The sequence below is a fragment of the Pseudomonas sp. PS01270 genome (assembly GCF_029959775.1).
In the GTDB taxonomy this organism is placed as follows: domain Bacteria; phylum Pseudomonadota; class Gammaproteobacteria; order Pseudomonadales; family Pseudomonadaceae; genus Aquipseudomonas; species Aquipseudomonas atacamensis.
In genome coordinates this window covers 1-21,602 of record NZ_JASCPT010000091.1, presented here as the reverse complement: position 1 = coordinate 21,602, position 21,602 = coordinate 1, and the positions used below count along the sequence as shown (strand labels likewise).

The 21,602-nt window shown below is 60.1% G+C and carries 21 protein-coding genes and 4 tRNA genes; 13 read left to right on the top strand and 12 right to left on the bottom strand.

The features are described 5' to 3' along the window. Positions 1 to 260: 260 nt before the first annotated feature. Both QMX86_RS20780 and QMX86_RS20775 read right to left on the bottom strand, forming a co-directional pair. Entirely contained in the window at positions 261 to 614 is a 354-nt protein-coding gene (locus QMX86_RS20780) for a BON domain-containing protein (protein WP_016773155.1), read from the bottom strand. A gap of 295 nt (positions 615 to 909) precedes the next feature. Further along, complete coding sequence (locus tag QMX86_RS20775; protein WP_282385200.1) at positions 910 to 1,332, bottom strand: pilin; 423 nt, start codon at positions 1,330 to 1,332, stop codon at positions 910 to 912. Between the two features lie 226 nt (positions 1,333 to 1,558). On the opposite strand from QMX86_RS20775, the gene pilB reads away from it, so the two are divergent. From pilB to yacG, 5 genes are read left to right on the top strand one after another with little or no spacing between them, the layout of a single operon-like run. Continuing rightward, positions 1,559 to 3,259, top strand: coding sequence for a type IV-A pilus assembly ATPase PilB (gene pilB / locus QMX86_RS20770; RefSeq protein WP_282385198.1), 1,701 nt, complete (start codon positions 1,559 to 1,561; stop codon positions 3,257 to 3,259). A gap of 2 nt (positions 3,260 to 3,261) precedes the next feature. Continuing rightward, on the top strand, positions 3,262 to 4,479 hold the full coding sequence (locus QMX86_RS20765) for a type II secretion system F family protein (protein WP_024014342.1): 1,218 nt from the start codon (positions 3,262 to 3,264) through the stop codon (positions 4,477 to 4,479). A 1-nt stretch (position 4,480) separates the two neighbouring features. Further along, positions 4,481 to 5,353 (top strand): A24 family peptidase, encoded by an 873-nt coding sequence (locus QMX86_RS20760; RefSeq protein WP_016773151.1) that lies wholly within the window; start codon positions 4,481 to 4,483, stop codon positions 5,351 to 5,353. Continuing rightward, entirely contained in the window at positions 5,350 to 5,973 is a 624-nt protein-coding gene (gene coaE / locus QMX86_RS20755; RefSeq protein WP_110646726.1) for a dephospho-CoA kinase, read from the top strand. The genes QMX86_RS20760 and coaE overlap by 4 nt, the downstream gene beginning before the upstream one ends. Further along, positions 5,970 to 6,170 (top strand): DNA gyrase inhibitor YacG, encoded by a 201-nt coding sequence (gene yacG, locus QMX86_RS20750; RefSeq protein ID WP_016773149.1) that lies wholly within the window; start codon positions 5,970 to 5,972, stop codon positions 6,168 to 6,170. Before coaE ends, yacG begins: the two co-directional genes overlap by 4 nt. Before the next feature lie 7 nt (positions 6,171 to 6,177). On the opposite strand, the gene QMX86_RS20745 is transcribed toward yacG, so the two are convergent. Together QMX86_RS20745 and QMX86_RS20740 are read right to left on the bottom strand one after the other, a co-directional pair. After that, the gene (locus QMX86_RS20745) at positions 6,178 to 6,393 is read right to left on the bottom strand and encodes a hypothetical protein (protein WP_016773148.1); all 216 of its coding nucleotides are present in this window, start codon (positions 6,391 to 6,393) and stop codon (positions 6,178 to 6,180) included. Positions 6,394 to 6,458: 65 nt separating this feature from the next. Then, on the bottom strand, positions 6,459 to 7,148 hold the full coding sequence (locus tag QMX86_RS20740) for an energy-coupling factor ABC transporter permease (protein WP_282385194.1): 690 nt from the start codon (positions 7,146 to 7,148) through the stop codon (positions 6,459 to 6,461). Between the two features lie 117 nt (positions 7,149 to 7,265). On the opposite strand from QMX86_RS20740, the gene QMX86_RS20735 reads away from it, so the two are divergent. From QMX86_RS20735 to QMX86_RS20720, 4 genes are all read left to right on the top strand, one after another. After that, positions 7,266 to 7,892 (top strand): DUF1780 domain-containing protein, encoded by a 627-nt coding sequence (locus QMX86_RS20735; RefSeq protein WP_282385192.1) that lies wholly within the window; start codon positions 7,266 to 7,268, stop codon positions 7,890 to 7,892. After that, on the top strand, positions 7,889 to 8,416 hold the full coding sequence (locus QMX86_RS20730; protein WP_024014346.1) for an MOSC domain-containing protein: 528 nt from the start codon (positions 7,889 to 7,891) through the stop codon (positions 8,414 to 8,416). The genes QMX86_RS20735 and QMX86_RS20730 overlap by 4 nt, the downstream gene beginning before the upstream one ends. 51 nt (positions 8,417 to 8,467) lie before the next feature. After that, complete coding sequence (locus tag QMX86_RS20725; RefSeq protein ID WP_007909875.1) at positions 8,468 to 8,641, top strand: DUF3094 domain-containing protein; 174 nt, start codon at positions 8,468 to 8,470, stop codon at positions 8,639 to 8,641. Positions 8,642 to 8,704: 63 nt separating this feature from the next. Next, positions 8,705 to 10,003 carry an NAD(P)/FAD-dependent oxidoreductase gene (locus QMX86_RS20720; protein ID WP_016773144.1) on the top strand — a complete coding sequence of 433 codons (1,299 nt, stop codon included), beginning with the start codon at positions 8,705 to 8,707 and terminating at the stop codon, positions 10,001 to 10,003. Between the two features lie 208 nt (positions 10,004 to 10,211). Here QMX86_RS20720 and QMX86_RS20715 read toward each other — a convergent pair whose 3' ends face one another. The 8 genes from QMX86_RS20715 to rluD form a co-directional block, all read right to left on the bottom strand. Continuing rightward, positions 10,212 to 11,837: a methyl-accepting chemotaxis protein gene (locus QMX86_RS20715; protein WP_071173634.1), complete on the bottom strand. Its 1,626-nt coding sequence runs from the start codon at positions 11,835 to 11,837 to the stop codon at positions 10,212 to 10,214. Positions 11,838 to 11,998: 161 nt separating this feature from the next. Next, positions 11,999 to 12,075, bottom strand: a tRNA-Pro gene (locus QMX86_RS20710). A 97-nt stretch (positions 12,076 to 12,172) separates the two neighbouring features. Further along, positions 12,173 to 12,248, bottom strand: a tRNA-Lys gene (locus QMX86_RS20705). Positions 12,249 to 12,253: 5 nt separating this feature from the next. Further along, a tRNA-Pro gene (locus QMX86_RS20700) sits at positions 12,254 to 12,330 on the bottom strand. 9 nt (positions 12,331 to 12,339) lie between these two features. Further along, positions 12,340 to 12,415, bottom strand: a tRNA-Asn gene (locus QMX86_RS20695). A 297-nt stretch (positions 12,416 to 12,712) separates the two neighbouring features. Next, positions 12,713 to 15,277 (bottom strand): ATP-dependent chaperone ClpB, encoded by a 2,565-nt coding sequence (gene clpB / locus QMX86_RS20690; RefSeq protein WP_073475480.1) that lies wholly within the window; start codon positions 15,275 to 15,277, stop codon positions 12,713 to 12,715. Between the two features lie 130 nt (positions 15,278 to 15,407). Next, positions 15,408 to 16,130, bottom strand: coding sequence for a peptidoglycan editing factor PgeF (gene pgeF / locus QMX86_RS20685; RefSeq protein WP_282385183.1), 723 nt, complete (start codon positions 16,128 to 16,130; stop codon positions 15,408 to 15,410). Continuing rightward, on the bottom strand, positions 16,127 to 17,089 hold the full coding sequence (gene rluD / locus QMX86_RS20680) for a 23S rRNA pseudouridine(1911/1915/1917) synthase RluD (RefSeq protein WP_016773140.1): 963 nt from the start codon (positions 17,087 to 17,089) through the stop codon (positions 16,127 to 16,129). Before rluD ends, pgeF begins: the two co-directional genes overlap by 4 nt. A gap of 151 nt (positions 17,090 to 17,240) precedes the next feature. On the opposite strand from rluD, the gene QMX86_RS20675 reads away from it, so the two are divergent. The 4 genes from QMX86_RS20675 to QMX86_RS20660 all read left to right on the top strand — a co-directional run bounded on the left by QMX86_RS20675 (position 17,241) and on the right by QMX86_RS20660 (position 21,540). Continuing rightward, the gene (locus tag QMX86_RS20675; protein WP_056790462.1) at positions 17,241 to 18,257 is read left to right on the top strand and encodes an outer membrane protein assembly factor BamD; all 1,017 of its coding nucleotides are present in this window, start codon (positions 17,241 to 17,243) and stop codon (positions 18,255 to 18,257) included. Between the two features lie 127 nt (positions 18,258 to 18,384). Next, on the top strand, positions 18,385 to 18,618 hold the full coding sequence (locus QMX86_RS20670) for a PP0621 family protein (protein ID WP_016773138.1): 234 nt from the start codon (positions 18,385 to 18,387) through the stop codon (positions 18,616 to 18,618). Continuing rightward, positions 18,608 to 20,197 (top strand): ATP-binding protein, encoded by a 1,590-nt coding sequence (locus QMX86_RS20665; protein WP_282385174.1) that lies wholly within the window; start codon positions 18,608 to 18,610, stop codon positions 20,195 to 20,197. The genes QMX86_RS20670 and QMX86_RS20665 overlap by 11 nt, the downstream gene beginning before the upstream one ends. After that, complete coding sequence (locus tag QMX86_RS20660) at positions 20,194 to 21,540, top strand: sigma-54 dependent transcriptional regulator (RefSeq protein WP_217865194.1); 1,347 nt, start codon at positions 20,194 to 20,196, stop codon at positions 21,538 to 21,540. The genes QMX86_RS20665 and QMX86_RS20660 overlap by 4 nt, the downstream gene beginning before the upstream one ends. Positions 21,541 to 21,602 lie beyond the last annotated feature (62 nt).

The following is a 21,602-nucleotide window of genomic DNA, read 5'->3' as shown; positions in this document are numbered from 1 at the left end:
CGAACGAAATTCACCCTGTGGGAGCGAGCCTGCTCGCGAATACGGTCTGTCACTGACGAACTTGTCGGCTGACACTACGCATTCGCGAGCAGGCTCGCTCCCACATTGGTATTGCCCAAATAGAACAGGCCCCGACACAAGTGCCGGGGCCTGTAATGGTCACATCCGTGTGACCGTTCGCATGAACTCTAAAGTTGCGGCAGACGTATTACTCGGCCCGTCTGTCGCGTCTTCTCCCGGTTCAGGCGAGAAGTCTTGCCTTACTCGGCTTTCAGGCCGTCAGCGGAGACCGCTTTAACGCCTTTGATTTTCTTGGCAATGCCAACGGCGACTTCTTTCTGCGACTCGGTTACCGCAGTGGTCGACGACAGGGAAACTACACCCTTGTTGGTTTCGACTTTGATGTCGGTGCCTGGAATGCCTTTTTCGGTAACCAGGTCAGCTTTGACCTTGGTGGTGATCCAGGTGTCGCTGGTATCTTGTTTCATTTCGGTAACTTCACCGGCAGCCAGAACCATTGGCGCCTGGGTAGCCTGAGCGGACTGGGCGAAAGCGCCACCAGCCATGGTCAGGGTCAGAGCGGTAGCAGCGGCAGTGATAGCGAACTTCTTCATACGAGTAACTCCTGTTTTTACTGGAAGTCTGCTGTAACGCTTGTCAGCAGGGTTACCGGAGATATTGCGAACGCTGTGCCAACTTTTTCAGTCGCATAAAATCCTTTTAAAACAGTAGGTTATGAAAAACACTGATTTTCGTTTTCATGCAAAATGCATGACTCAACGCAATTTCGCATGCAAGTTGCGGTTTTTCGGAAAGTTCATAAGCTGCTGAAATTATTGGAGCTTTTGTAGACAGGTGACCATACGAAAATGCCCCGCAGTGCGGGGCATTTCGGAGAGTACATATCGATCAAGTACCAGTAGCGTTACAGCCTTTCGGTGAATAGTCAGGAGCTACCGTAGTGCCACAGCTCCAACCACCCGCAGCTGTACGAGTCAACGTGATGGTTTTGCCCAATACAGGCGCTGGCGCGTTGGCCAACGTACATACAATCGTTCCAGCTCCGTCTGCAGCGGTACCTGAGGCAGTCAGAGCGCAATTGGAGGTCGTGGTGACGTTATCGCCCTTCACTAACGCCAAGGTTGGATTTGTACCCTGATTGATCAGGTCTTCAAACGGCACCTTCATCGCGCTGATCTCCGCCAACCCCGCCGTCACCTTCGACCGCGCCTGATACTTCGAATACTGCGGCAGGGCGATAGTCGCCAGAATGCCGATGATCGCCACGACGATCAGCAGCTCGATCAATGTAAAACCTTGTTGTTTTTTCATAGACACGCTCCATGCATGAGTCGAAATCTCATGATCTGAACAAGGCTCAGCACAGCCCATGCCAACGCCTTTCAGGCCCCGCCTGCTGGGCGCGCGCAAATCCCTGCGCCGTTTCCTACAACCCGCAACCGCACTATCTGACACTTTTTGTCACCTGCACCGGCCGTGTTTGGCGCTGTCACTTGACTAGGCTATAAGTCATGAACGGCAAGCGTGCGGAATCCCCATGAATGACATCGCTCTGAGCGGTCTGGCCAAGCAATTGGTCCAGGCCGAACTGCTCACGGAAACAAGCGCCCGGCAATCCTGGGCGCAGGCCCAGCGCAATCGCGTGTCGCTGGTCAATTACCTGGTACACAACAAACTGGTCAACAGCCGGCAGATCGCCGAGATCGCCTCGGAACATTTCGGCATGGCCCTGCTCGATCTCAGCTGCCTCGACAAGGAGACTCAGCCCAGGGGCCTGGTCAGTGAAAAACTGGTTCGTCAGCATTGCGCCCTGCCCTTGTGGCGGCGCGGCAACAAATTGTTCGTGGGCCTTTCCGACCCGAGCAATCAGCAGGCGATCAGCGACATCCAGTTCAGCACCGGCCTGAGCACCGAAGCGATTCTGGTCGAGGACAACAAACTCAGCGACGCCATCGACAAGTTCTTCGACAGCCACGCCTCGGGTCTGGAAGAAATGGCCGATGTCGATCTCGACGGCCTCGACGTCGAGTCGATTGATGACAACAAACAGGACGTGATCGGCGGCCTCGATGCCGACGACGCCCCGGTCGTGCGCTTCGTGCACAAGATGCTGCTCGATGCGATCAAGAGTGGCTCTTCCGACCTGCACTTCGAGCCGTACGAAAAAAACTACCGGGTGCGCATGCGCACCGACGGCATGCTGCGCGAGGTGGCCAAGCCGCCGATCCAGTTGGCCGGGCGTATTGCCGCACGTTTGAAGGTCATGGCCAGTCTGGATATTTCCGAACGACGCAAACCCCAGGACGGGCGGATCAAAATGCGCCTGTCGAAAAGCAAATCCATCGATTTTCGCGTCAACACCTTGCCGACCCTGTGGGGCGAAAAAGTGGTGATCCGGATTCTCGACCCGTCCAGTGCACAAATGGGCATCGACGCCTTGGGTTACGAAGCCGAGCAAAAGGCTTTGTACCTGGCTGCGCTGAAACAGCCGCAAGGAATGATTCTGGTCACCGGCCCCACCGGCTCCGGTAAAACCGTGTCGCTGTACACCGGGCTGAATATCCTCAACACCGTCGACATCAATATTTCCACCGCCGAAGACCCGGTGGAAATCAACATGGAGGGCATCAACCAGGTCAACGTCAATCCCCGCCAAGGGCTGGACTTTGCCCAGGCGCTGCGCTCGTTTCTGCGTCAGGACCCGGACGTGATCATGGTCGGCGAGATCCGCGATCTGGAAACCGCCGAGATCGCGATCAAGGCCGCGCAGACCGGCCACCTGGTGCTGTCGACCCTGCACACCAATAGCGCGGCGGAAACCCTCACGCGCCTGCACAACATGGGCATTCCCGGTTTCAACATTGCCACCTCGGTCAGCCTGATCATCGCCCAGCGTCTGGCGCGCAAATTGTGCGCGCACTGCAAGCGACCGCTGGAAATCCCGCACGAAACCTTGCTCAAGGAAGGCTTCCCCGAGGAACGCATCGGTCATTTCACGATCTACGAGCCGGTCGGTTGCGATCACTGCAACGGCGGTTACAAGGGACGCGTGGGGATTTATGAAGTGGTAAAGAACACACCGGACCTGCAACGGTTGATCATGGCCGAAGGCAATTCGCTGGAAATCGACATCCAGATGCGCCGCGACGGCTTCGCCGATCTGCGCACTTCCGGGCTGCACAAGGCGATGCAAGGCATCACCAGCCTTGGGGAAATCAACCGGGTCACCAAGGATTGAACATGGCGGTCAAGGCAGCGAAAGTCAGCGTTTACGCCTGGGAAGGCACCGACCGCAAAGGCAGTAAAGTCAGCGGCGAGTTGAGCGGGCAGAACCCCGCACTGATCAAGGCGCAGCTGCGCAAACAAGGGATCAACCCGGGCAAGGTGCGCAAGAAATCCGCCTCCCTGCTGAGCTTGGGCAAACGCATCAAACCGCAGGACATCGCCCTGTTCACCCGGCAGATGGCAACGATGATGAAAGCCGGTGTACCGCTGTTGCAGTCCTTCGACATCATCGGCGAGGGCTTCGAAAACCCGGCCATGCGCAAACTGGTCGATGAGGTCAAACAGGAAGTTGCCGCCGGTAACAGTTTCGCCACGGCCCTGCGCAAGAAGCCGCAATACTTCGACGAGTTGTACTGCAACCTGGTCGACGCCGGCGAACAGTCCGGTGCCCTCGACACCTTGCTCGAACGAGTGGCGACCTATAAGGAAAAAAGCGAAGCGCTCAAGGCCAAGATCAAGAAGGCCATGACCTACCCCACCGCCGTGGTGCTGGTGGCGGCGGTGGTGACCGGCATTCTGCTGGTCAAGGTGGTGCCGCAGTTTCAGTCGGTATTCTCCGGGTTCGGCGCCGAACTGCCGGGCTTCACCCTGATGATCATCAGCCTGTCGGAATTCATGCAGCAGTGGTGGTGGGCGATTCTGTTTGCACTGGTGGCAGCGTTTTTCGGCACTCGCCACGCGTTGAAGACATCGCAGGCCCTGCGCGACCGGCGCGATGCCTGGCTGCTGAAGCTGCCACTGGTGGGCACCTTGATGTACAAGTCCGCCGTTGCACGCTTTGCCCGCACCCTGTCGACCACTTTCGCCGCCGGTGTGCCGCTGGTCGAAGCACTGGATTCGGTGGCGGGCGCCACCGGCAACGTGGTGTTCAAGCGCGCGGTGCTACGGGTTCGGCAGGACGTCTCGACCGGCATGCAGCTCAACTTCTCGATGCGCAGCACCGGTGTGTTTCCGAACATGGCGGTGCAGATGACCGCCATCGGCGAGGAGTCCGGGGCACTGGATGACATGCTCGACAAGGTCGCCGGTTTTTATGAAGCGGAAGTCGATAACATGGTCGACAACCTCACCAGCCTGATGGAGCCGTTCATCATGGTGGTGCTGGGGGTCATCGTCGGTGGTCTGGTGGTGGCCATGTACCTGCCGATCTTCCAACTCGGCTCAGCGATCTGACATGCCTATCGACGAACTGTTTGCCGTGTATCCGCTGGCCTTCGTGGTCAGCGCGCTGCTGCTCGGGCTGGTGGTCGGCAGCTTCCTCAATGTTGTGGTCTGGCGCTTGCCGAAAATGCTCGAGCGCGACTGGCGGCAGCAGGCCCATGATGTGCTCGGCCTGCCCAGCGAAACGCCCGTGCCGACCTACAACCTGATGCTGCCGCACTCCGCGTGCCCGCATTGCGGACACCGGATCCGCCCGTGGGAAAACATTCCGCTGCTCAGTTATCTGCTGCTGCGCGGGCGCTGCTCGGCCTGTTCGGCGCCGATCAGTAGACGTTACCCGCTGACCGAACTGGCCTGCGGCCTGCTCTCGGCATTCATCGCCTGGCATCTGGGCTTCGGCTGGCCGGCGAGCTTGCTGATTTTGCTGACGTGGGGCTTGCTGGCGATGAGTCTGATCGACTGCGAACATCAACTGCTGCCCGATGTGCTGGTGCTGCCGCTGCTGTGGCTGGGGCTGATCGTCAACAGCTTCGGCGTGTTCGTGGCGTTGCCAGATGCATTGTGGGGCGCGGTGGCGGGTTATCTGGCGCTTTGGTCGGTGTTCTGGCTGTTCAAACTGCTCACTGGCAAGGACGGCATCGGTCATGGCGATTTCAAGCTGTTGGCCTTGCTTGGCGCTTGGGGTGGCTGGCAGATTCTGCCGCTGACGATTCTGTTGTCATCCTTGGTGGGGGCGATTTTGGGCGTCGTCATGCTGCGCCTGCGCGCCCAGGAAACCTCGACGCCGATCCCCTTCGGGCCCTTTCTGGCAATTGCCGGCTGGATTGCCTTGCTCTGGGGTGGTCAAATAACCGACTTCTATTGGCAGTCTGTCGGTTTGAAATGAATACCCCTGTGGAAAAACCCTGGATCCTCGGCCTGACCGGCGGCATCGGCAGCGGCAAAAGCGCGGCGGCGCAGCACTTCATTGACCTCGGCGTGCACGTGGTGGACGCTGATCATGCGGCGCGCTGGGTAGTCGAGCCGGGGCGTCCGGCGCTGGCGAAAATCGCCGAGCATTTCGGTTCCGGCGTGTTGCAGTCCGATGGCACGCTGGACCGCGCCGCCCTGCGCAAACTGATTTTTGAAGAGCCCGAACAGCGACGTTGGCTCGAAGCGCTGCTGCATCCGTTGATCGGCGAGGAAATCGCTCATCATCTGGCGCAGGCAAAATCGCCTTACGCGATTCTGGTTTCACCGTTGCTGATCGAATCCGGGCAATACGCGATGACCCAGCGCATTCTGGTCATCGATGCGCCGCAACCACTGCAGATCGAACGCACCTTGCAGCGTGACCAGACCAGCGAAGCGCAGGTGCAGGCGATCCTCAAGGCGCAATCGAGCCGTGAAGACCGCGTGAGCCGTGCCGACGATGTGATCGTCAACGACCGCGACCTCGCCTGGCTGCACAGCGAGGTCGAGCGTCTGCATCACTTTTATCTGACTTTATCCGGAGGCCAAGCATGAGCCAGATTCCAACCGTTGAATGCCCGACCTGCGGCGCCCCCGTCGAATTCACCCCGGCGAACAAATTCCGTCCGTTCTGCTCCGACCGCTGCAAACTGATCGACCTCGGCGCCTGGGCCTCGGAAGAGCACAAGATTCCGGTCGCCCCGGATGCCGAAGACGAGCTGTTTTCCGGCGATTTCGATCCGCGTCACTGATCGCTGATCAGGGCCGCATAAAGCCGTAGTCCTGACTGTCGTCGAGGTTCTCCGCGAGAAAGCGCAACTCGTCGGCCAGGTCTTCGGCATTGCGCACTGCCTTGCTCTGCTGCACCACGGCGCTGAGCAGGGCGCGCAAACTCAGGCCCGGGTCAAAGCCCACCTCCTGCGCCAGTTCCAGACTCTGCCGGGTTTCCTGCCGCGCCCATTCGTAAACGCCCATGCCACTGCTCCTGAAGGGATTTGCGCGAGCATGAAATCTCTGCGGCATGGCCGGTTTGATGTGGATCAAGACTTCGGATCGTCGTCCTTCCACGGCGCCGAAAGGTAACGGGTGCGGTTGAAGGTCTCCAGCCATTCCGGGCAGAACACCACCAACGCGCTGACGACCATGCCGTTGATAAAGGCCTCGGGGAACAGCAGCAACCACAGGTAGCCGACGAAATCTTCCAGCCATTCCGGCATGGCGAAGAGGCCGTCGTACCACAGCAGTGTCAGGCTGAGGATCAGGCACAACAGGCCGGACAACGCAGCGGCGAAGAAACCGGAACAGAAGATGTAAACGAACGGATTGCGTGGCTGCGCACGCTCCACGAGGATTGCCACGCATTCGGTGATCAGCACTGGCAGCAGAATCAGCAACGCGCCATTGACGCCCACCGCAGCCAGGTCCTGACGCCCCAGCAGCACCAGCCCCATCTGCGCAACCAGCCCGCCGACGATCGCCAGCGGCCAATCGAGCAGCAGCGTCACCGCCGTCATGCCGATGAAGTGATAAGACACGCCGGTGTCGAAATCCCTGCGCACCAGCCACAGCAGAAACAGCGCGAACACCGTGCCGAACAGCAAGTGCTGCCGGCGACTGTCGCTGAACAGCTCGACCCATGGCGCACGCATGATCGCCCAGAGCAGCGCCGGCAGATAAATCAGCCAGCCGAGCGTCAGGCTTGCCGAGGACAGCAGTTCGGCACCGATCATGATTCCCTCACCTTCTCCATGGGCTTACCGCTTTGTCGCAGTCTACACCGCCGATGTATGTGCACCAGTCGATGCAAAGCTATCTGCTTGTCGCATTTGGACGCTAAGCTTGGGCTTATGGATGATTCAGATTATTTACGCCTGCTGACCATCGCGGCCGAGCAGGCCAATGCGTTCCTGTCCAATGCCCGCAAATGGGAGCGTGAGCGTTGGGTCTGCCAGCGCCTGCTGCAAGGTCTGAACATCCCCTACCGCGCCGACGAATTCGCCCCGGCCGGTGAGCCGCCGGACGTATTGTTCCGCGATGCCAATTTCGAAGTTTTTTTCGTCCTCGATGAAGGCCGCCGTCTCAATGATGAATGGCGCGACGAATTGCAGCGTCGGCGCAGCGCGTTTTCCTTGAGCCAACTGGTGCGCCACGAAGCCAAACCCAAGCGCATCCCGGCCAATGAATTTCTCCTGCGTCTGGCGCCGACCCTGCGCAAGAAGGCGCACAACTACAAGGAACGCGGCATGGATCTGGGTGAGCTGGACATCATCGCCTTCGCCAGCCTCAAACGCGAAGTGCTGGATCTCAACAGTCACTTCCCGCCACCGACCGAATACCTGCGTCAGGGCTGGCGCTCGCTGTCGCTGGTCGGCCCGACATTCGCAAGGGTGCTGTTTGCTCATCCCGACGCGCCGGACTTTCTGCGCAGCAACCTCGGCCGCAGCATTGTGTTCGACGTGGGCATCAGCCTGTGACGCCGCTGCAGCAGTTGATCGCCGAGGTTCCGCAAACCGGTCGTGTGCGCTGGATCGGTGTGCGTCCAGAATCCCGTGGGCCGATGCTTGAGCTGGACGCGGTCGAGGCGCGGCTGGAAGCCGGGCTCACCGGCGACCACGCCCGCCCGGGCATTCGCAATGCGCGACAGGTGACGCTGATCCAGTGGGAGCACCTGGCGGTAATCAACGCATTGATGGGCCGTCCCGCTGACCAGCCAGTCCGGCCTGAAGATCTGCGGCGCAATCTCGTTATAAGCGGAATCAATTTATTTAGCCTGAAGGGGCGGCGCTTTCGCATCGGGCAGGCGATACTCGAAACCACTGGCTGGTGTCAGCCCTGTGCACGCTTGCAGAACAATCTCGGCCCGGGCACTTTTCAAGCCGTGCGCGGGCATGGCGGGATCACCGCCCGGGTGTTACAAAGCGGCATCATTCGCCTCGACGATAGCGTGTGCGTCGAACCGGTTCCGGACAGCGGCTACGCTGCGTTCAATCCGGGCTGAAAACCGCTGTAGCCTGTGCTCATTCAGTAACGTCTACCTGACGAGGCAAATATGACCAGCCGCCTGAACCCCGAAGACCAAAAGCATGTCGAAGAGTACCTGCAATTGTCCCAACACCGTGTCGAGCGCCGGCCTTTCCGGCCGTGGATGCTCCTGGTGCTGGTGCTGGCAGTGACCATTGGTCTGGGCCTGTTGAGCCGATTTATCAGTTACCTGACGTTATGAGCTGCCTTGCGCTCCCTCGGGTAACCGCACCGATTTCTTTTAAAAACCTTGCGAGTTATCCCTATGTCCCATCGTATTGTCATTGTCGGCGGCGGCGCCGGCGGTCTGGAGTTGGCTACCCGCCTGGGTAAGACTCTGGGCAAGCGCGGCACGGCCAGCGTGATGCTGGTCGACGCGAACCTGACCCACATCTGGAAGCCGCTGCTGCACGAAGTGGCCGCCGGTTCCCTGAACTCCTCCGAAGACGAACTCAACTATGTCGCCCAGGCGAAATGGAACCACTTCGAGTTCCAGCTCGGGCGCATGAGCGGGCTCGATCGCGCGCAGAAGAAAATCCAGCTGGCCGCGACCTATGACGAAAACGGCGTCGAGCTGGTACCGGCGCGTGAAGTGGCTTATGACTCGCTGGTGATCAGCGTCGGCAGCACCACCAACGATTTCGGTACCCAGGGCGCGGCGCAGCATTGTCTGTTCCTTGATACGCGCAAACAGGCTGAGCGCTTCCACCAGCAATTGCTCAACCATTATCTGCGCGCCCACGCCGGGCAGACCGACGTGGTCGAGCAGATCAGTGTGGCCATCGTCGGCGCTGGCGCCACTGGCGTCGAACTGGCGGCAGAGCTGCACAACGCCGCCCATGAATTGGCCGCGTATGGTCTGGACCGGATCAAACCGGAAAACATGCACATCACGCTGATCGAAGCCGGCCCACGGGTGCTGCCTGCCCTGCCGGAGCGCATCAGCGGGCCGGTGCACAAGACCCTGGAGAAGCTCGGGGTCAATGTGATGACCAACGCAGCAGTCAGCGAAGTGACTGCGGACAGCCTGATCACCGCCGATGGCAACGAGATCAAGGCCAGCCTGAAAGTCTGGGCTGCCGGCATCCGCGCACCGGGTTTCCTCAAGGACATCGACGGTCTGGAAACCAACCGCATCAATCAGCTGCAAGTGCTGCCGACTCTGCAAACCACGCGCGACGAAAACATCTTTGCCTTCGGTGACTGCGCGGCGTGCCCGCAACCGGGCACTGATCGCAACGTCCCACCACGGGCACAAGCGGCGCATCAACAGGCGTCGCTGCTGGCCAAGTCGCTGAAACTGCGCATCGAAGGCAAGACCCTGCCGGAGTACAAGTACACCGACTACGGCTCGCTGATTTCGCTGTCGCGTTTTTCTGCTGTGGGTAACTTGATGGGTAACCTGACCGGCAGCGTCATGCTCGAAGGCTGGCTGGCGCGGATGTTCTATGTGTCGCTGTACCGCATGCACCAGATGGCGCTGTACGGTCCGTTCCGCACGGCGATGTTGATGCTGGGGAGCAAGATTGGTCGTGGCACCGAGCCGCGTCTGAAACTGCACTAAGGCCAACATCTGTGGGAGCTGGCTTGCCAGCGATGGCGCCGGGTCAGTTGATATTTCTGTTGCCTGACCCACCGCTATCGCGGGCAAGCCCGGCTCCCACAGGTTTTCGTGCTGCTCGACGATCAGGCGCATTCGCGAGCAGGCTCGCTCCCACCTTTGATCTTTATTCCAAGCCCCGCATCGCGCGGGGCTTTTTATTGGCTGTCGATCACAGCTGGAAGCGCCGCACCATGCCCTGTAGCGCATTGGCCAGTTGCGACAGTTCGTGGCTCGACGCGCTGGTCTGATCAGCCCCCGCAGCCGAACGCACCGACAGGTCGCGAATGTTCACCAGATTGCGATCCACTTCCCGCGCCACCTGCGCCTGCTCCTCGGCAGCGCTGGCGATCACCAGGTTGCGCTCGTGAATCTCGTGCACCGACGCCGTGATCGTCACCAACGCCTCACCTGCCCGCTCTGCGAGAACCAGCGTACTCGCCGCACGAGATGCGCTGGCCTGCATTGACTCCAGCGCCTGGCTCGAACCGCTGCGCATGCCTTGCACCATCTGCTCGATTTCCTGCGTCGATTGCTGGGTGCGATACGCCAGCGCCCGCACCTCATCGGCTACCACCGCAAAACCTCGACCGCTTTCGCCCGCACGTGCTGCCTCGATGGCAGCGTTGAGCGCCAGCAGATTGGTCTGCTCGGCGATGGCGCGAATCACGTCCAGAACCTTGCCGATGTCTTGCGATTGATTGGCCAGCGACTGCACCAGCTCGCCGGTGTTTTGCACATCACTGGCCAGGGCGTTGATCGCACTGGCGGTTTCGCTGACGCGCTCCTGGCCCAATTGCGCCGATTGACTGGACTGGCGCGTGGCATCGGACGTCGACACCGCGTTGCGCGCGACCTCCTCCACCGCAGCGGTCATCTCGTTGACCGCAGTGGCGGCCTGTTCGATTTCGTTGTTCTGCTCTTGCAGGCCTTGGGTGCTGTCGACGGTGACGGCGCTCAGTTCGTCAGCGGCGGTGGCCAGTTGTGTGGCTGAGCCGCTGATACCTTGCAGGGTCTCGCGCAGGTTCTGTTGCATCGTCGCCAAGGCCTTGAGCAAGCGGCTGACTTCGTCATTGCCATGGGTTTCGATCGGTCGGGTTAGATCGCCCTTAGCGACACTTTCAGCGGCATCCACGGCGCTGCTCAGCGGGCGCACGATACTGCGCGTGAGCAACATCGCCAGCGCCACCGTGGCCAGCGCTGCCAAGGCAATGAAAAGAGTAACGATGGTGCGCGAGGTTTCATAATGCGCGGCAGACTTCTCGCTTTCGGCAGCGACCTGGCGGGCGAACAGATCGGCGAGATCGTTGAGTTGCTTGCCGGAGCCGTCGACCACGGTCTTCATGTCCACAAGGAGCAATTTGGTCAGCTCGTCACGCTTGCCCTGCTCAGCGAGGGTGAACGACTGGGCAATGCCGGTGCGATAGGCGGCGAAGGTTTTCTTGAACTGGTCATACAGCTGCTGACCTTCGGCAGTGTCGACCAGTTTGTCGTAGGCGGCGATCTTCTCGCTCAGTTCCTTGTCGCGGGTGTCCATCTGGCCGCGATAGGTGGCGATATTGGCCGGATCCTGATCGAGCGCCATGCGCAGGGAGATGGTGCGGATGCGCAGCATCAGTTCGCGGATCTCGTCGCCGCCACGGATGCTCGGCAACCAGCGGTTCTCCACCGCCACCTCACTGTCGCGAATGCTCGACATCTGCCCCAGCGCAAACACGCCGAGCAAGGCCACCAACACCGCGATCAGGGCAAATCCCAGGGCAGCCCGGGGAGCAATATTCAACTGACGAAGCAACATGACGAACGCCCTTATTCTTGTAATGGCCAGATCAAGGGGCGAAGCGTTGGCAGTCCCCTCGTGTTAGCGGGCTATCGGCAGGTTGTATGACGACTTGAAGGGATTCAGCTTTCGGCAGGCAAAAAAAATCCCCGTATCTTTCGATACGAGGATTTTCAATATGGTCGGGGTAAGGGGATTCGAACTCCTGACATCCTGCTCCCAAAGCAGGCGCGCTACCGGACTGCGCTATACCCCGGTAAAAAAAAGGCGACCTTTCAAAGATCGCCTTCTTCGATCAGCGCTTTTGGCCTCTGATCTTAAGATTCGATCCCAGCGCAAACTGGTTTCAAAAATGGTGGGTCGTGTGGGATTCGAACCTACGACCAATTGGTTAAAAGCCAACTGCTCTACCAACTGAGCTAACGACCCAAATATGGTCGGGGTAAGGGGATTCGAACTCCTGACATCCTGCTCCCAAAGCAGGCGCGCTACCGGACTGCGCTATACCCCGGTTTGAAATTGGCTCCGTGACCAGGACTCGAACCTGGGACCCAATGATTAACAGTCATTTGCTCTACCGACTGAGCTATCACGGAACTACATATTTCAATTTACAACGGTGAAGCTTTGTTGCATCTCGCCACCCGTTCGCATCGCTGCGTTCGTGTGTCTGAGGCGCGCTATTCTACAACCTAGAACACCTCTGTCAACCCCCTAATTTGCTTTCAAGTTAATGATTTGCAACTTATTTCAGATTCCAACCCGGTGGGTTGAAACGCTGCCGGTGACTGACTGCGGGGCGCACTTTACAAGCCTTTTCCTTTGAGTTCAACAGCCTGGCGAAAAAAAGGCCTCGCAATGCGAGGCCTTCCCGGTTTCATTGCTGCTGAGGCTTAGCCGAAAACGATTTCGTCGTTCTCAACCTTGCCGGTGGCGGTGTCGCCAGGCATGAAATGACCCGACAGGATCAACTGTGCCAGCGGGTTTTCGATCCAGCGCTGGATCGCCCGTTTCAAAGGACGTGCGCCATACACCGGGTCGTAACCGACGGCGATCAGCTTGTCCATCGCTTCCGGGCTCAGCTCCAGCTTCAGCTCGCGCTCAGCCAGACGGCTGCGCAGGCGACCCAACTGGATCTCGGTAATCCCGGCGATCTGATCCCGCGCCAACGGCTCGAAGATCACCACCTCGTCGACCCGGTTGATGAACTCCGGACGGAAGTGCGACGTCAGCGCGTCCATCACAGCAGCGCGCTGCGCCTCGCGATCACCGACCAGCTCCTGGATCTGCATCGACCCGAGGTTGGAGGTCATCACGATCACCGTGTTGCGGAAGTCCACCGTACGCCCGTGACTGTCGGTCAGCCGGCCATCCTCAAGCACTTGCAGAAGGATGTTGAACACATCCGGGTGCGCCTTCTCGACTTCGTCCATGAGGATCACCGAGTACGGCTTGCGCCGCACCGCTTCGGTCAGATAACCGCCCTCTTCGTAGCCGACGTAGCCCGGTGGCGCACCGATCAGACGAGCCACGGAATGTTTCTCCATGAACTCGGACATGTCGATCCGCACCATCGCCTCTTCGGTATCGAAGAGGAACTCGGCCAAGGCCTTGCACAGCTCGGTTTTACCAACACCGGTAGGGCCGAGGAACATGAACGAGCCGCTCGGACGATTCGGGTCGGACAGCCCGGCGCGGGAACGCCGCACGGCGTTGGCCACAGCCACGACCGCTTCTTCCTGACCGATGACCCGTTTGTGCAACAGGCTCTCCATTTTCATCAGCTTGTCGCGCTCGCCTTCGAGCATCTTCGACACCGGGATGCCGGTCCACTTCGACACGACTTCGGCAATCTCTTCTTCAGTCACCTTGCTGCGCAGCAACTGGTTTTCGCTCTTGCCGTGCTGGTCGACCATTTGCAGGCTGCGCTCCAGATCGGGGATCACCCCGTACTGCAACTCCGCCATGCGATTCAGGTCGCCTTTGCGGCGTGCGGCTTCCAGTTCCTGGCGCGACTGTTCGATCTTCTGCTGGATCTGCGCAGAACCCTGCACCTCGGCTTTTTCCGAGTTCCAGATTTCTTCCAGATCCGAGTACTCACGTTCGTGACGCTCGATTTCTTCCTGGAGTTTTTCCAGGCGTTTCTTCGCCGCGTCGTCGCTTTCTTTCTTCAGCGCCTGGGATTCCACCTTCAACTGAATCAGGCGCCGCTCCAGACGATCGAGCACTTCCGGCTTGGAGTCGATTTCCATGCGGATACGGCTGGCGGCCTCATCGATCAAGTCGATGGCCTTGTCCGGCAACTGCCGATCCGTGATGTAGCGATGGCTGAGCTTGGCCGCAGCGATGATCGCGCCGTCGGTGATCGCCACCTTGTGGTGAACCTCGTAACGTTCCTTGAGGCCACGCAGAATCGCGATGGTGTCTTCTTCGCTCGGCTCGTCCACCAGAACTTTCTGGAAACGCCGCTCGAGCGCCGCGTCCTTCTCTATATATTGGCGATACTCGTTGAGCGTGGTCGCGCCGACGCAGTGCAACTCGCCGCGAGCCAGCGCAGGCTTGAGCATGTTGCCAGCGTCCATCGAGCCTTCGCCTTTACCGGCGCCGACCATGGTGTGCAATTCGTCGATGAACAGAATGATCTGCCCTTCCTGCTTCGACAGTTCGTTGAGCAACGATTTCAGGCGCTCTTCGAACTCGCCGCGATACTTGGCGCCGGCGATCAGCGCGCCCATGTCCAGCGACAGCAGGCGCTTGCCTTTAAGGCCGTCCGGCACCTCGCCGTTGATGATGCGCTGCGCCAGCCCTTCGGCGATCGCGGTTTTACCCACGCCAGGTTCACCGATCAGCACCGGGTTGTTCTTGGTGCGGCGTTGCAGAACCTGAATGGTGCGGCGGATCTCGTCGTCACGGCCGATCACCGGGTCAAGCTTGCCGTCTTCGGCGCGCTTGGTCAGGTCGACGGTGTATTTGTCCAAGGCCTGACGCGACTCTTCGTGGTTGGCGTCATTTACCGCTTCGCCACCACGCAGGTTGTTGATCGCGTTCTCCAGGGCTTTTTTGCTCACGCCTTGGCCGAGCAGCAACTTGCCGAGCTTGCTGTTCTCGTCCATCGCGGCGAGCAGCACCAGTTCGCTGGAGATGAACTGGTCGCCCTTCTGCTGAGCCAGACGGTCGGCCTGATTGAGCAGGCGCGCCAGATCCTGCGACATGTTGACGTCGCCGGTCGGGTTCTGGATTTTCGGTAGCTGATCGAGCTCTTTGGTCAGCTCTTTACGCAAGCTGTTGACGTCGAAGCCTACCTGCATCAGCAGCGGCTTGATCGAACCGCCCTGCTGTTCAAGCATGGCCTGCATCAAGTGCGCCGGCTCGATGGCCGGATGATCGTGGCCAACCGCCAACGACTGGGCGTCGGACAGGGCCAACTGTAATTTGCTGGTTAAACGGTCAATACGCATGGGTCACCTTCCTTTTGAGCAGGCCGGACCTAAGAAACCATCCTGAATAAAGAAACCTGCCAGATACCACTGTAGATGCGGTCGATTCTGGGAGATTCAAGCGTCGGAGAGTTGATGCAGATCAGAGAGTTTAGCGGGTGAGCCAAACAAGGGAGGCGAAACGACCGGTGCGCGACGCACGGCGGTAAGAAAAGAAGCGCGGATCGGTCACGGTGCAGAAACCGCCACCATAAACAGCCGTGACACCCCGTTCAGCCAGACGCAGGCGCGCCAGTTCATAGATGTCGGCCATGTACTTGCCGGGATTGTGGCTCGGCAAGAAGGCTGTCGCCGCTTCAGGCAATTGATTGATGAATACTTCGCGAACTTCCGGACCGACCTCAAAAGCCTTTGGGCCAATCGCCGGGCCGAGCCAGACCAAAATCTCTTCAGGCGCAACATCGAGGCTGTCGAGAGTTGCCTCAAGCACGCCCGCCGCCAGACCACGCCAACCGGCATGGGCCGCTGCTACACGGGTGCCCGCACGATCGCAGAACAACGCCGGCAAGCAATCCGCCGTCATCGCCGCACAGGCAATACCCGGCGTTGCGGTCCAGCTGGCATCTGCAGTCGCAACGATGCCCGGATCAGCATGCGCAACGGTGATCCCGTGCACTTGCTGCAACCAGGCAGGCTGTATGGAGAAGTGTTCGGTCAAGCGGCGACGATTTTCGGCCACCGCTTGCGGGCGATCATCGACGTGATCACCCAGATTCAGGCTGTCGAACGGCGCCTCGCTGACACCACCCTCTCGGGTGGTGACACAGGCCCTGACGCTGGCCGGCGCAGGCCAGTCCGGCGTCAGCCAGTTCATCCGACGAAGGCCTCGCGATCCTGCTTGAGCAGGGTCAGCAGCCAGACGAAATCTTCCGGCAGCGGCGATTCCCAGCTCATGCGCTCACCGCTCGTCGGGTGATCGAGCTCAAGGAAGCGCGCGTGCAGCGCCTGACGCGGGAAGTGCTTGAGCGATTCCACCATGGTCGGGTTGGCCGCAGGCGGAATGCGGAAACGCCCGCCGTAGGCCGGATCGCCGACCAACGGGAAATTGATGTGCGCCATGTGCACGCGGATCTGGTGGGTCCGACCGGTTTCCAGCTTCACCCGCACATGAGTGTGGGAACGGAAACGCTCGAGCACGCGGTAATGGCTGACGGCAGGCTTGCCGCCTTCCATCACTGCCATGCGCTGGCGTTGCTGGCCGTGACGACCGATCGGCGCATTGATCTTGCCACCGGCGGTGACCACGCCGATCACGATGCACTCGTAGATACGGCTGACGCTGCGGCTCTGCAATTGTGCGACCAGCTTGGTCTGCGCCTGAATGGTCTTGGCCACCACCATCAGACCGGTGGTGTCCTTGTCCAGACGATGCACGATGCCGGCGCGCGGGACATTGATGATGTCCGGCACATGGTGCAACAAAGCGTTGAGCAGGGTGCCATCGGCATGACCGGCAGCCGGGTGCACCACCAGGCCCGCAGGCTTGTTGATCACCAGGATGTCGTCGTCTTCATAGACGATATCGAGCTCGATGTCCTGGGCGATCCACTCGCCCTGGGCTTCCTGCTCGGCAGTCAGCTCAAGGACGGCACCGCCATGCACAATGTCGCGCGGGCGGATCACCGCCCCGTCCACAGTCAGGCGACCTTCTTTGATCCAGGCGGAAAGGCGCGAGCGTGAGTGCTCAGCGAAGAGTTGGGCGGCGACTTGATCGAGGCGTTGGCCGCCCAATTCGGACGGCACCTCTGCGCGAAGTTCAATTTTATCGGACATGCTCGGACTGGGCGTCGGCACAGCCTTTGGTTTCGGCTGCGCGCTTGTGGTTAAATACGGCGTCTTTTGCCCCGAGGCTTTTCAACGGGGCGCTCATCATAACAGGACGGCCCCGCCCAAGACAGCGGCCGTCATAGGGACGCAAGCCGCCATGCAAGTGAAACACCTGCTGCTGATCGCCATCCTCGCATTGACCGCTGCTTGCTCATCGAAGGAAGTCGTAGACGAAAACCTCAGCGAAGCCGAGCTGTATCAGCAGGCTCAGACTGATCTGGACAACAACAGCTACACCAGCGCCACAGCCAAGCTGAAGGCTCTGGAGTCGCGTTATCCGTTCGGTCGCTACGCCGATCAGGCTCAGCTGGAGTTGATCTACGCCAACTACAAGAACGCCGAGCCGGAAGCTGCGAAGTCTGCCGCCGAGCGTTTCATTCGTTTGCATCCGCAGCATCCGAACGTGGATTACGCGTACTACCTCAAGGGTCTGACCTCGTTCGACCAGGACGTCGGCCTGCTGGCGCGCTTCCTGCCGCTGGACATGACCAAGCGTGACCCGGGCGCCGCCCGTGACTCGTACAACGAGTTCGCGCAGCTGACCAGCCGCTACCCGAACAGCCGCTACGCGCCGGACGCCAAGCAGCGCATGATCTATCTGCGCAACCTGTTGGCCGCCTACGAAATCCACGTCGCCGACTACTACCTGACCCGTCAGGCTTATGTAGCCGCTGCCAACCGTGGCAAGTATGTCGTGGAGAACTTCCAGGAAACCCCATCGGTCGGCGACGGCCTGGCGGTGATGACCGAGGCTTACCAGCGTCTGCATCTCGACGATCTGGCCGCGACCAGCCTGGAAACCCTTAAGCTCAACTACCCGGATCACCCGAGCCTGGAAGATGGCCAGTTCGTGCCACGCGTAGCCGAGGCCGACAACCGTTCGTTCCTGAGCAAGGCGACTTTGGGCCTGATCGAATCGCGTCCACCGCTGCCGCCGGGCGAAACCCGCGCCAACCAGGATGTGCAGAAGCAGTTCCAGGACGCGAAAGATGCAATCCCGAACGAGCTCAAGCCTAAGGACGAAAACGGCGACGTGATCGAAGAGCCAGAGCCGGAATCCAGCGACACCGATCGCTCGTGGTTCAGCTACATGACCTTCGGCGTGTTCGACTGATCACACCGGCTGTACGAAAAAAGGGAGATCTGCGGATCTCCCTTTTTTATTGCCGCACTTTAATAGGCTGTGCGCTGATCGGGTCCTTGGCTAAACTGCCGGATCATCAGTCGAAAAGCCGCTCATCATGCTTCGTTTATTGTTCTGGATTGCCCTGATCTTCGCCGCCATCTGGCTCTGGCGCAAATTCAAGGCCCCCGCCTCGTCCACCCGATCGCCGCGCGAACAGGATGCGCCGCCGATGGTGCGCTGCGCCCACTGCGGCGTGCACCTGCCGCGCGACCGCGCGCTGGGCAACCAGCAACTGTGGTATTGCAGCCAGGCTCATCTCGAGCAAGGCCCGGGCGCCAGTGGTCGCTGAGGCCGCCAACGCCGACCAGAAACAGGCGCAGCGTCTGCTGCGCCTTTATCACCTGTACCGTTTAAGTGTCGGCATCACTCTGGTGCTGCTGATCTCCAGCAACATGGACAACCGCCTGCTGACGTCGGCCAACGACGATCTGCTGCGCGGCGGCAGCTGGCTGTACCTGATCATCAACATGCTGCTGGTGGTGTTCCTCGAAAACACCCGGCGCCCGGCGCAGTTGTTCACCCTGGCGCTTGTCGATGTGCTGCTGTTGTGCGGCCTGTTCTACGCGGCCGGCGGCGTGGCCAGTGCGCTGGGCAATCTGCTGGTGGTCTCGGTGGCAATCAGCAACACCCTGCTGCGCCGACGCATCGGCCTGCTGATTGCCGCCATTGCGGCGATCGGCATTGTCGGCCTGAGCTTTCTGCTGGGTCTCAGCCGCCCCTTGAGCGCCAACGCGTACCTGCAAGCCGGCACCCTCGGCGCGCTGTGCTTCGCCGCCTCACTGCTGGTGCAAGGGCTGATCCGCCGCCTCGAAGTCAGCGAGACCCTGGCCGAACAGCGCGCCAGCGAGGTGGTCAGCCTGGAGGCGTTGAATGCGTTGATCCTGCAACGCATGCGCACGGGGATTCTGGTGCTCGACGAGCAACGCCGGGTGCAACTGGCCAATCACAGTGCGCAGAGTCTGCTCGGCCATAGTCACCTGCAAGGTCATTTGATCGACGAATATTCGCCAGCACTCGTCGAGCGTCTGCAACTGTGGCGCAACAACCCGACCTTGCGCCCGCAGAGCCTGAAAATCCCCGGCAATGGCCTTGAGCTGCAACCCAGCTTCATCGCTCTCGAGCAGAGTCCGAACCAGCAGACGCTGGTGTTTCTCGAAGACCTGGCGCAAATCACCCAACAAGCCCAGCAACTCAAGCTCGCTGCGCTCGGGCGTTTGACCGCCGGCATCTCCCATGAAATTCGCAATCCACTGGGCGCGATCAGTCATGCCGCGCAGCTGTTGGCCGAGTCCGAGGAACTCGATAGCGCAGATCGACGTCTGACGCAGATTATTCAAGACCACTCCCAGCGCATGAACCGAGTCATCGAAAACGTCCTGCAACTGTCCCGCCGCCAGCAAAGCGCGCCGCAACGGCTGGACCTCAAGCCGTGGCTGGAAGATTTCGTCGGCGAAACCCGCGAGCAGGCCAACGAGCGCCAGCACATTCATCTGCGAATCAATTCCGGCGATTTCACCACACTGATGGACCCCAACCAGCTGCGGCAGATTCTCGACAATCTGATCCGCAACGCCTGGCGTCACAGTGCCCAACTGCACGAGCAGGCCGAAGTATGGCTGGCACTGTTCGTCGACCCCGACAGCCAATTGGCAGTGCTCGAAGTGCAGGACAACGGCCCCGGCGTGTCAGCCGATGAACAGGCGCATCTGTTTGAGCCGTTCTTCACTACGAGCAGCCAAGGCACCGGTCTTGGCCTTTATCTGTCCCGTGAGCTGTGCGAAAGCAACCAGGCACGCCTAGACTTCAAATCACGCCAAGGCGGCGGCTGCTTTCGCATCACCTTTGCTCACGGACGGAAACAAAGTTGAATACAAGCCCACGGCAAAAAATTCTAATCGTCGACGACGAACCGGATATCCGCGAGCTCCTGGAAATCACCCTGGGACGGATGAAACTCGAGACCTTCAGCGCACGCAATCTGGGCGAAGCTCAGGCGCTGTTGCAGCGCGAGCACTTTGACCTGTGCCTGACCGACATGCGCCTGCCCGACGGCACCGGGCTGGAGCTGGTGCAACACATTCAGCAACGCGCTCCACACCTGCCGGTGGCGATGATCACGGCGTACGGCAGCCTGGAAACTGCGATCAATGCGCTGAAGGCCGGGGCGTTCGACTTCCTCACCAAACCGGTGGAACTGCCGCGCTTGCGCGAACTGGTCAGCTCGGCGCTGCGCCTGCCGACAGCGGGCGGCTTGAGCACGGCAATCGAGCGACGCTTGCTGGGCGACTCGCCGCCGATGGCCAATCTGCGCAAGCAGATCGACAAGCTCGCACGCAGTCAGGCACCGGTCTACATCAGCGGCGAATCCGGCAGCGGCAAAGAACTGGTCGCGCGTCTGATCCACGAACAAGGTCCGCGCGCCAGCCAGCCGTTTGTGCCGGTGAACTGCGGGGCAATTCCATCGGAACTGATGGAAAGCGAATTTTTCGGCCACCGCAAAGGCAGTTTCACTGGAGCCGTCGAAGACAAGCCGGGGCTGTTTCAAGCGGCCCATGGCGGCACTCTGTTTCTCGATGAAGTCGCCGATTTGCCACTGTCGATGCAAGTGAAACTGCTGCGGGCGATTCAGGAAAAAGCCGTGCGCAGCGTCGGCGGCCAGCAGGAAACGGTGGTGGACGTGCGCATCCTTTGCGCAACGCACAAAGACCTTGAAGCCGAAGTTTCGGCCGAACGCTTCCGCCAGGATCTGTATTACCGGCTCAACGTCATCGAACTGCGTGTGCCGTCCCTGCGCGAACGCCGCGACGACATTGAGGCGCTTGCCATGCACGTACTCAAGCGCCTGGCCAAAGACACCGGACAACCCGAAGCACGCCTGCATCCGCAAGCGCTGGAGGCGCTGAAGAACTATCGCTTTCCGGGCAATGTGCGCGAACTGGAGAATGTTCTCGAACGCGCGCACACCCTGTGTGAAAACCGCACGATCGAAGCGCAGGATCTGCGTTTGAGCGAAGGCAATTGCACGGCGGACGGGGCGATGGCCGATCTGACGCAGATCGACAATCTTGAGGATTATCTGGAGAGCGTCGAGAGGAAGCTGATTTTGCAGGCGCTGGAGGAAACCCGCTGGAACCGCACGGCGGCGGCGCAGCGGTTGAGTCTGTCGTTTCGGTCAATGCGCTATCGGCTGAAGAAGTTGGGCCTGGATTAAAGGCCCCTTCGCGAGCAGGCTCGCTCCCACATTTGGAATAAGTATTCCTGTGGGAGCGAGCC